Source organism: Streptomyces musisoli (assembly GCF_016741855.1).
GTDB lineage: Bacteria > Actinomycetota > Actinomycetes > Streptomycetales > Streptomycetaceae > Streptomyces > Streptomyces musisoli.
The window spans coordinates 213,314-222,424 of the sequence record NZ_JAERRH010000012.1; the positions used below are offsets into that span (position 1 = coordinate 213,314).

A 9,111-nucleotide genomic window follows, 5' to 3' on the forward strand; every position below is an offset into this window, starting at 1 on the left:
CGTACTACCGCAGGGAGCCACCGCGAGATATGGACAGCCTCGCCGCCACCGCGCTGCCCGACTTCTGGGACCGGCTCACCGGTACCCAGCCCGATCCCGACCTGTGGGTGGTGCTGGCCACCGTGGCCGCGGCGCTCGCCGTGGTCGTCCCGCACCCGCTGTGGCGGATATCCCGCAACGCGATCACCATCGCCCACGAGGGCGGGCACGGCCTGATCGCCCTGCTCACCGGCCGGCAGCTCACCGGCATCCGGCTGCACTCCGACACCAGCGGGCTCACGGTCAGCCGGGGCAAGCCGTACGGCCTGGGGATGATCCTCACGGCCGCGGCCGGGTACACGGCCCCCTCGCTGCTCGGGCTCGGCGGAGCCGCGCTGCTGGCCGCCGGCCGCATCACCCTGCTGCTGTGGGCGGCCACCGCCCTGCTGCTGGTGATGCTGTTGATGATCCGCAACGCGTACGGCGTACTGACCGTGGTCCTCACGGGCGGGGCGTTCCTGCTGGTCTCCTGGCTGGCGGGACCGCAGGTGCAGGCGGCGTTCGCGTACGCGGTGGTGTGGTTCCTGCTGCTCGGCGGGGTCCGGCCGCCGTTCGAGCTCCAGGCCAAGCGGTCACGGGGAGGGGCGGGGGACTCGGACGCGGACCAGCTGTCGCGGCTGACGCACGTACCGGCGGGCCTGTGGCTGTTCCTGTTCCACGCGGTGTCCCTGTGCTCGCTGATCGGCGGCGGCCGCTGGCTGCTGGAAGGTTGACCCCGGGCCCTCCTTATAAAGTGGCCCCATGGCCCCGAACAGCTCCTCCACCGCCCTCTGGCCCGCCCCGCACGCGAGCGGGGCCGTCGACGCGACGGTCCACGTGCCCGGGTCCAAGTCGGTCACCAACCGCGCCTTGGTCCTCGCCGCCCTTGCCTCCGAGCCGGGCTGGCTGCGCCGGCCGCTGCGGTCCCGGGACACCCTGCTGATGGCCGGCGCCCTCAGGGCCATGGGCGTGGAGATCGAGGAGGGGGTCGGCCCCGACGGAACCGGCGAGGCCTGGCGGGTGCTGCCCACGGGCCTGCACGGCCCGGCCACGGTCGACGTCGGCAACGCGGGCACCGTGATGCGGTTCCTGCCGCCGGTGGCCGCGCTGGCCGACGGTCCCATCCGGTTCGACGGGGACCCGCGGTCGTACGAGCGTCCCCTCGACGGCGTGATCGACGCGCTGCGGGTGCTCGGCGCCCGGATCGACGACGACGGCCGGGGCGCGCTGCCGCTGACCGTGCAGGGCGGCGGGGCGCTGGACGGCGGCCCGGTCTCCGTCGACGCCTCCTCGTCGTCCCAGTTCGTCTCGGCGCTGCTGCTGTCCGGACCGCGCTTCAACCAGGGCGTCGAGGTCCGGCACACCGGCGCGACCCTGCCCTCGCTGCCGCACATCCGGATGACGGTGGACATGCTGCGCGCGGTCGGCGCCCAGGTGGACACCCCGGAGTCGGGCGGCGAGCCGAACGTGTGGCGGGTGACGCCGGGCGCCCTGCTCGGCCGGGACCTGACGATCGAGCCGGACCTGTCCAACGCCCAGCCGTTCCTGGCGGCGGCCCTGGTCACCGGCGGCAAGGTGCTGGTCCCGGACTGGCCGGCCCGCACCACCCAGCCGGGTGACCGGCTGCGGGAGATCTTCACCGAGATGGGGGGTTCCTGCGAACTCACCGAGTACGGGCTGACCTTCACCGGTTCGGGTGCGATCCACGGCATCGACGTGGACCTGGGTGACGTGGGCGAGCTGACCCCCGGCATCGCGGCGGTGGCCGCGCTCGCCGACTCGCCGTCCACCCTGCGGGGCGTGGCCCATCTGCGGCTGCACGAGACCGACCGGCTGGCCGCGCTCACCAAGGAGATCAACGAGCTGGGCGGTGACGTCACGGAGACGGCCGACGGCCTGCACATCCGCCCGCGCCCGCTGCACGGCGGGACCTTCCACACCTACGAGGACCACCGCATGGCGACCGCCGGTGCGATCATCGGCCTGGCGGTCGAGGGTGTGCAGATCGAGAACGTGGCGACGACGGCGAAGACCCTTCCGGACTTCCCCCAGCTGTGGACCGGGATGCTCGGGCAGTAGGGATCACGCCATGCGCCGCTACGGCAAGCACACCGACGAGGACGACATCCGCAGCCGCCCCAACCGCAAGGGCAACCGGCCGCGGACGAACATCCGCCCGAAGCACGAGGACGCGGCGGAGGGGATGGTCCTCACCGTCGACCGGGGCCGGTTGACCTGTCTGGTCGACGACCGCACGATCGTGGCGATGAAGGCCCGCGAGCTGGGCCGCAAGGCGGCCGTGGTGGGCGACCGGGTGGCCCTGGTCGGCGATCTGTCCGGCGCGAAGGACACGCTCGCGCGGATCGTCCGCATCGAGGAGCGGTCGTCGCTGCTGCGCCGCACGGCCGACGACGACGATCCCTACGAGCGGGTGGTCGTGGCCAACGCCGACCAGCTGGCGATCGTGACGGCCCTGGCCGACCCGGAGCCACGCCCCCGGCTGATCGACCGCTGTCTGGTCGCGGCCTACGACGGCGGTCTGGAACCGCTGCTGGTGATGACCAAGTCGGACCTGGCCCCGCCGGACAAGCTGCTGGAGCTGTACGGCGACCTGAACATCCCGTACGTCGTCACCAGCCGGGAGGAGCTGGAGAACGGCGGCGCGGCGGACCGGGTACGCGCGCACCTGGACGACAAGATCACCGCGTTCGTGGGCCACTCCGGCGTCGGCAAGACGACCCTGGTGAACGCGCTCGTGCCGCAGGAGCGCCGGCGTACGACGGGACATGTGAACGCGGTGACCGGCCGGGGCCGGCACACCACCACCTCGGCCCTCGCGCTGCCGCTGGCCGGCGGGGACGGCTGGGTCGTCGACACCCCGGGCGTCCGCTCCTTCGGGCTCGCGCACATCGACCCGTCCCGGGTGATCCACGCCTTCCCGGACCTCGAACCCGGCACGGAGGGCTGCCCGCGCGCGTGCAGCCACGACGAGCCGGACTGCGCGCTGGACACGTGGGTGGAGGAGGGCCACGCGGACCCGGCGCGGCTGTTCTCCCTGCGCCGGCTGCTGGCCACGCGGGAACGCAAGGAGGGCGACTGAGCCTCGCGTTGTTTGCCCGGGCGTGAGTTCGGTAAGTGCATAATCGCACCGAGCCGGAGATCCGGACCAACGGGAGGACCGCACATGGCGTGGCTGCTGGTCATAGTGGCCGGGATTCTGGAGACCGGTTTCGCCGTGTGTCTGAAACTCTCCCACGGGTTCACGCGCCTGTGGCCGACGATCGCCTTCGCGTCGTTCGCCCTGGGCAGTTTCGGCCTGCTGACCCTCTCCCTGAAGAAGCTGGACGTCGGTCCCGCCTACGCCGTGTGGACCGGGATCGGCGCGGCGGGCACCGCGATCTACGGCATGGTCTTCCTCGGCGACCTGGTGTCCACCCTGAAGATCGTCTCCATCAGCCTGGTCATCGTCGGGGTGATCGGGCTTCAGCTGTCGGGCTCCGCCCACTAGGCGCGGCCGCGTGGACCGCGAACAGGGCACCGGCCCGGTCCGGCATCTCGACCGTGGCGAGTGGCTGGCCCGGTTCGCCGGCCGCATCCTGGTCGTCTGCCCCCGCTGCGGCGGGCGGGCGGACGTGCTCCCGCGCCCCGGTCTTCCCGCGCTCGAGTACTACGGCGAGCTGCTGTTCCGGCCCCGCCGGCTCACCTGCGGCGGGTGCGGCGCGAGCGCCGGATGGCAGGCCGACAGGCGGGACGGCGGGCTGGTCGCGGCCCAGCTCGGCGGCACCGAGGACCCGTTCTTCCGGCGGCCCCTGTGGCTCCAGACGCGCTGTGCGAGCCGTGTCCTGTGGGCCTACAACGAGGAACACGTCGAGGCGCTGGCCGCCTATGCCGGTGCGACCCTGCGGGAGGGCGGCACCGGCTTCACCAGGGCGATGTTCCCGCGGCTGCCGCGGTGGATGAAGGAGTCCGGCCGGCGGGCCGCGGTGCTGGCCGGGCTGGAGCGGCTGCGCGCGCTGTCGGCGTGTTCGGACCCCGCCGACCGGTCCGACGCGGCCCACGAGCACGGCGGCCGCCCCCGGCGGTACCGGGCCCTGTACTTCCGGGGCCGCCCGTACTAGGGCCTCTCGATCTAGGTGTGCTGTTCGGAGAGGTCGGTGACGCGGCTGGCTGGGATGTGGCATCGTCCCCGATCCGGCCTGGTCAGAACGGAAGACCCCAGCGGGGCCGGCTCACACCAGGTGCCGTGGAAGCACCGCCCGCACCAGCTCCGCCATCCCGCCCTCCGGGGGCGGGGCCGCCACACAGGACAGCGCGACGCGGACGACCAGTTCGCAGGAGCGCAGCAGTTCGGCGGTGTCGCCGGGGGCGGCACCGGGACCGGCCAGCGCGGTCGCCGCGCGGTCCCGGACGATGCGCACGAAGTCGCGGGGCGCCGGCAGCGGCCCGTCCGCCCTGCGCTGGGCCGGGACCGCGGTGACGGAGGGCACGGCGGTGAGCGGCGGGGCCGGCAGCCGCTCGGTCCAGCAGCCGGTGAGCATGGCCCGCACCAGCGCGTTCTCCCGGGCCGCGGCGGCCGTCCACTCGGCGGCGGCGGTGAGCCGGTCCACCGCCCCGGTGGAGTCGGCCAGAGCCCGCTCGACACCGGCGAGGTAGCCGTCGGCCTCCCGCCGCACCAGCGCCCGGGCCAGCCCGTCCTTGCTGCCGAACTCGTTGTACAGGGTCTGCCGGGACACCCCGGCCGACGCGGCCACCTCGACCATCCGCACCGCGGACCACGGCCGGCGCGCGAGCGCCGTGTACGCGGCGTCCAACAGCGATTCCCGGGCAGCAGGCATCCTCGCCTCCCTGGACCACAGCGACATTGCGCCCAGATTTGACGCGCTTGTATGCACTGTCAAGGGTTCGCGACGGTCGTTCACACCCGCCCCCTGGTGGCCCGCGCCCCCGCCCGCCGGATACCGTGCCTCACATGCCGGACTACCTCGACGACCTCCGTCTCGCCCACGTTCTCGCGGACGCGGCCGACGCCGCCACCATGGCCCGCTTCAAGGCGCTCGACCTGAAGGTGGAGACGAAGCCGGACATGACCCCGGTGAGCGAAGCGGACAAGGCGGCGGAAGACGTCATCCGCGGCCAGCTCCAGCGCGCCCGCCCGAGGGACGCGGTCCTCGGCGAGGAGTACGGCATCGAGGGCACCGGTCCCCGCCGCTGGGTGATCGACCCCATCGACGGCACCAAGAACTACGTACGCGGTGTCCCCGTCTGGGCCACCCTCATCTCCCTGATGGAAGCGACGGAGGGCGGCTACGAGCCCGTCGTCGGCGTCGTCTCCGCTCCCGCCCTGGGGCGCCGCTGGTGGGCCGCGAAGGGCCACGGCGCCTTCACCGGCCGCAACCTCACCTCCGCGACCCGTATCCACGTCTCCCGGGTCGGCAGGCTCGCGGACGCCTCCTTCGCGTACTCCTCGCTCTCCGGCTGGGAGGAGCGGGGCCGCCTGGACGGCTTCCTGGACCTCACCCGCCAGGTGTGGCGCACGCGCGCGTACGGGGACTTCTGGCCGTACATGATGGTCGCGGAGGGCTCCGTGGACATCTGCGCCGAGCCGGAGCTGTCCCTGTGGGACATGGCCGCCAACGCGATCGTCGTCACCGAGGCGGGCGGCACCTTCACCGGCCTCGACGGCCGCCCGGGCCCGCACAGCGGAAACGCGGCGGCGTCCAACGGCCTGCTGCACGACGAGTTGCTGGGGTATCTCAACCAGCGCGGCTGAGGAACGGGAGTGGTCCCGGTACGCCCTCAACTGGCGCCGCGCACCCCCTTGTTGACCCGCCCTTTACCTGGCACTCTGAGTCCACCCCCGCTTGTGAACTTGTGCAGTATCGAACAGGCGCCTCCGGCGCCGGGCCTGAACAGCGGCGGGGATTCCTAGGAGGTGGCCCATCCATGCTCGTCCGAGATGCCATGAGCACGGTGATCCTCACGCTCGGCCCCGCCCACACCCTCCGCCAGGCAGCCGCCCTGATGTCCGCCCGCCGTGTCGGCGCCGCCGTGGTCTTCGACCCGGACGCCGGCGGCATCGGCATCCTCACCGAACGCGACATCCTCAACTCCGTCGGTCTGGGCCAGAACCCGGACACCGAACGCGCCCACGCCCACACCACCACCGAAGTCGTCTTCGCCGCACCGGCCTGGACCCTGGAGGAGGCGGCCCGCGCCATGGCGCACGGCGGCTTCCGGCACCTGATCGTGCTCGACCGCGGCGAGGTGGCCGGGATCGTCTCGGTCCGCGACATCATCCGCCGCTGGGTCCCGGCCCGCGAGCCCGCACCCGTGCCCTGAGCACACGAACGGGCCGGACCCAGAGCACCGTGGGTCCGGCCCGCCCAGCCGCGAAGGCGGCCGGCTCAGCCGCGCAGCGCCTGCACCGCCGCCTCCAGCCGCTTGCCGAAGTCGGCGTCGGCGTTGCGGAAGTTGCCGATGGCGCGCTCGGCGATGTCCTCGCGCGAGACCTGCGAGAGGGCACCGGCCAGGTTGGCGACCAGCCGCTCCTTCTCCTCCTCCGACATCAGCCGGTAGAGGTTGCCCGCCTGCACGAAGTCGTCGTCCTCGGCGTGCACGGGGGTCGGGTGGTTGCCGGTGCCGCCGGTGAAGCCGTCGAACGGCTGCCACAGCGGGCGGCCGGTCTGCCGGGGTCCGCCGAAGCTGTTGGGCTCGTAGTTCTTCGCCCCGCCGTGCCGGCCGTCGTACAGGAGGCCGTCCCGGGAGTTGGTGCGCGCCTCGGTGGCGTGCGGGCGGTTCACCGGCAGGTGGTCGGCGTTGATGCCGACGCGGTAGCGGTGCGCGTCGCCGTAGGCGAAGAGCCGGCCCTGGAGCATCTTGTCGGGCGAGGGGCCGATGCCGGGCACGAAGTGCGCCGGGGAGAAGACCGACTGCTCGACCTCGGCGAAGACGTTCCGCGGGTTACGGTTCAGCTCCAGCCTGCCGATCTCGACGACCGGGTAGTCGGCGTGCGGCCACACCTTGGTCAGGTCGAACGGGTTGAAGCGGTACGTCGCCGCGTCCGCCGCCGGCATGATCTGCACGCCCACGGTCCAGCTCGGGAACTCGCCGCGCTCGATCGCCTCGCGCAGGTCGCGCTGGTGGGAGTCGGGGTCCTTGCCCGCGAGGACCTCGGCCTCCTCGGCGGTGAGGTTCTTGATGCCCTGGTCGGTCTTGAAGTGGTACTTGACCCAGAAGACCTCGCCGGCCTCGTTGCTCCACTGGAAGGTGTGCGAGCCGAAGCCGTCCATGTGCCGGTAGGACGCCGGGATGCCGCGGTCGCCGAAGAGCCAGGTCACCTGGTGGGTCGACTCGGGCGACAGCGACCAGAAGTCCCACACGTTGTCGGCTTCCGTGCTGCCGGTGTACGGGTCGCGCTTCTGAGTGTGGATGAAGTCGGGGAACTTGATCGCGTCCCGGATGAAGAAGACCGGGGTGTTGTTGCCGACGAGGTCGTAGTTGCCCTCCTCGGTGTAGAACTTCAGCGCGAAGCCGCGCGGGTCCCGGACGGCGTCGGCCGCGCCGAGGTTGCCGGCCACCGTCGAGAAGCGCAGAAACGTCTCCGTCTGCTTGCCGACCTCGGAGAGGAAGGCGGCACGCGTGTACTTCGTGACATCCGCGGTCACCGTGAAGGTGCCGTAGGCCCCCGCACCGCGCGCGTGGACCACGCGCTCCGGGATGCGCTCGCGGTTGAAGTGGGCGAGCTTCTCCAGCAGCAGCTGGTCCTGGACGAGGACCGGCCCACCGACGCCCGCCGTCTCGCTGTTCTGGTTGTCGGCGACCGGGGCACCGGCCTCCGTGGTGAGCGGTCCCTGCGTCACGTGCGCCTCCTGCGTCATCGCTGACTAGTCCTGTCCCAGTCCTGCCCTGTGGCCAAAGCCGGTCTCGATCCTACAATGGACTTTGTCTAAGTCAAATGTCGATCCAAAGTCACACCTATTCCCGACCTGGTCCCTCTTCCTGTTAGGCTGGTGGCTATGAGCGACCTTCTGGAACGGCTGCGTGGACGCGGATGGCGGATGACCGCGCAGCGACGCGTGGTGGCCGAGGTCCTGAACGGCGAGCACGTCCATCTGACGGCCGACGAGGTGCACGCCCGGGCCGTCGCCAAGCTGCCCGAGATCTCCCGGGCGACCGTCTACAACACGCTGGGCGAGCTGGTCTCCCTCGGCGAGGTGCTGGAAGTCACGACGGACAAGCGCGCCAAGCGGTACGACCCGAACGCGCACCGGCCGCACCATCACCTGGTCTGCGCCCGCTGCGGTGCGATCCGTGACGTCCACCCGATCGGCAACCCCCTCGCCGATCTCCCCGACTCCGAGCGCTTCGGCTTCACGGTGTCGGACGTCGAGATGACGTACCGGGGGCTGTGCCCGGACTGCGCGAGCGCGTAACACCATCGCTTCCCTGGAGCCCCGGCATCCGCCGGGGCTCTTCGCGTACCCGCGCGGGAAGCCCTCGTACGCACCCCGAGGCCCCCGGAATCCCCGAGGCCCCCGGAATGCACACGAAGACTTCCCGCATCCGAGGTGCTTCCGGTGCGCGTGCGGACCCCTCGCACGGCCGGTGGGGCGCGGAGACCTTTCGCGTACGCGCGGCCGCGTCCCGCGCGTACGAACGCTTCTCGTGTGCGTACACAAACACCGAGGGCCGGAACCCATTTCTGGATTCCGGCCCTCGGCCTTCAGTAGCGGGGACAGGATTTGAACCTGCGACCTCTGGGTTATGAGCCCAGCGAGCTACCGAGCTGCTCCACCCCGCGTCGGTGAACACGACATTACGCGAGAGAAGCCCACGGAAGCAAATCCATTGGGATCAAGGTGTCCCGCATCACTTCCGGACCGAACCCACCCGCCGTCCGGCCGTCCAGCCATGACCGGTCGCGTTCAGTCACCCCCGGCCGCACCCCAGGGGAACGCCTCCGGGCGTCGGCAGTCGCGCCTCCGCCCCGCCGGCAGTCCCACGCGACTGCCGGCGGGCACACGCGGCAACGTCAGCCGTACGCGGCTACGGGCGGTCGCCAGCCGGATGCCGGTGCGCGACCGCGGGCGGTCG

At 72.0% G+C, this 9,111-nt stretch carries 10 protein-coding genes and 1 tRNA gene; 8 read left to right on the forward strand and 3 right to left on the reverse strand.

Annotated elements, in window-relative coordinates:
- Positions 1 to 29 precede the first annotated feature (29 nt).
- The 5 genes from JK361_RS28195 to JK361_RS28215 all read left to right on the forward strand — a co-directional run bounded on the left by JK361_RS28195 (position 30) and on the right by JK361_RS28215 (position 4,136).
- Positions 30 to 752 (forward strand): M50 family metallopeptidase, encoded by a 723-nt coding sequence (locus tag JK361_RS28195; protein WP_201823067.1) that lies wholly within the window; start codon positions 30 to 32, stop codon positions 750 to 752.
- Between the two features lie 28 nt (positions 753 to 780).
- Positions 781 to 2,097: a 3-phosphoshikimate 1-carboxyvinyltransferase gene (gene aroA, locus JK361_RS28200; RefSeq protein WP_201823070.1), complete on the forward strand. Its 1,317-nt coding sequence runs from the start codon at positions 781 to 783 to the stop codon at positions 2,095 to 2,097.
- A gap of 10 nt (positions 2,098 to 2,107) precedes the next feature.
- A complete protein-coding gene (gene rsgA, locus JK361_RS28205; RefSeq protein ID WP_201823080.1) occupies positions 2,108 to 3,118 on the forward strand; it encodes a ribosome small subunit-dependent GTPase A in 1,011 nt (336 codons plus the stop codon).
- 84 nt (positions 3,119 to 3,202) lie between these two features.
- Positions 3,203 to 3,526, forward strand: coding sequence for a DMT family transporter (locus JK361_RS28210; protein WP_030787784.1), 324 nt, complete (start codon positions 3,203 to 3,205; stop codon positions 3,524 to 3,526).
- Between the two features lie 10 nt (positions 3,527 to 3,536).
- Complete coding sequence (locus JK361_RS28215) at positions 3,537 to 4,136, forward strand: hypothetical protein (RefSeq protein ID WP_201823087.1); 600 nt, start codon at positions 3,537 to 3,539, stop codon at positions 4,134 to 4,136.
- 111 nt (positions 4,137 to 4,247) lie between these two features.
- On the opposite strand, the gene JK361_RS28220 is transcribed toward JK361_RS28215, so the two are convergent.
- On the reverse strand, positions 4,248 to 4,853 hold the full coding sequence (locus JK361_RS28220; RefSeq protein ID WP_201823090.1) for a TetR/AcrR family transcriptional regulator: 606 nt from the start codon (positions 4,851 to 4,853) through the stop codon (positions 4,248 to 4,250).
- 134 nt (positions 4,854 to 4,987) lie between these two features.
- On the opposite strand from JK361_RS28220, the gene hisN reads away from it, so the two are divergent.
- Positions 4,988 to 5,788: a histidinol-phosphatase gene (gene hisN, locus JK361_RS28225; RefSeq protein WP_201823097.1), complete on the forward strand. Its 801-nt coding sequence runs from the start codon at positions 4,988 to 4,990 to the stop codon at positions 5,786 to 5,788.
- Between the two features lie 173 nt (positions 5,789 to 5,961).
- Positions 5,962 to 6,357 carry a CBS domain-containing protein gene (locus JK361_RS28230; RefSeq protein ID WP_201823111.1) on the forward strand — a complete coding sequence of 132 codons (396 nt, stop codon included), beginning with the start codon at positions 5,962 to 5,964 and terminating at the stop codon, positions 6,355 to 6,357.
- Positions 6,358 to 6,422: 65 nt separating this feature from the next.
- Here JK361_RS28230 and JK361_RS28235 read toward each other — a convergent pair whose 3' ends face one another.
- Positions 6,423 to 7,877, reverse strand: a complete 1,455-nt coding sequence (locus tag JK361_RS28235) for a catalase (protein ID WP_201823113.1) — start codon at positions 7,875 to 7,877, stop codon at positions 6,423 to 6,425.
- A 156-nt stretch (positions 7,878 to 8,033) separates the two neighbouring features.
- Here JK361_RS28235 and JK361_RS28240 point away from each other — a divergent pair, with 156 nt between their 5' ends.
- Positions 8,034 to 8,450, forward strand: a complete 417-nt coding sequence (locus tag JK361_RS28240) for a Fur family transcriptional regulator (protein WP_201823115.1) — start codon at positions 8,034 to 8,036, stop codon at positions 8,448 to 8,450.
- A 294-nt stretch (positions 8,451 to 8,744) separates the two neighbouring features.
- Here the strand turns inward: JK361_RS28240 and JK361_RS28245 are convergent.
- Positions 8,745 to 8,818, reverse strand: a tRNA-Met gene (locus JK361_RS28245).
- Positions 8,819 to 9,111: the final 293 nt, after the last annotated feature.

Bases quoted from the DNA above. Each gene is read 5' to 3' on its own strand.
- JK361_RS28195 (WP_201823067.1), top strand. From the start codon at position 30: ATGGACAGCCTCGCCGCCACCGCGCTGCCCGACTTCTGGGACCGGCTC.
- aroA (WP_201823070.1), top strand. From the start codon at position 781: ATGGCCCCGAACAGCTCCTCCACCGCCCTCTGGCCCGCCCCGCACGCG.
- rsgA (WP_201823080.1), top strand. From the start codon at position 2,108: ATGCGCCGCTACGGCAAGCACACCGACGAGGACGACATCCGCAGCCGC.
- JK361_RS28210 (WP_030787784.1), top strand. From the start codon at position 3,203: ATGGCGTGGCTGCTGGTCATAGTGGCCGGGATTCTGGAGACCGGTTTC.
- JK361_RS28220 (WP_201823090.1), bottom strand. From the start codon at position 4,853: ATGCCTGCTGCCCGGGAATCGCTGTTGGACGCCGCGTACACGGCGCTC.
- hisN (WP_201823097.1), top strand. From the start codon at position 4,988: ATGCCGGACTACCTCGACGACCTCCGTCTCGCCCACGTTCTCGCGGAC.
- JK361_RS28230 (WP_201823111.1), top strand. From the start codon at position 5,962: ATGCTCGTCCGAGATGCCATGAGCACGGTGATCCTCACGCTCGGCCCC.
- JK361_RS28240 (WP_201823115.1), top strand. From the start codon at position 8,034: ATGAGCGACCTTCTGGAACGGCTGCGTGGACGCGGATGGCGGATGACC.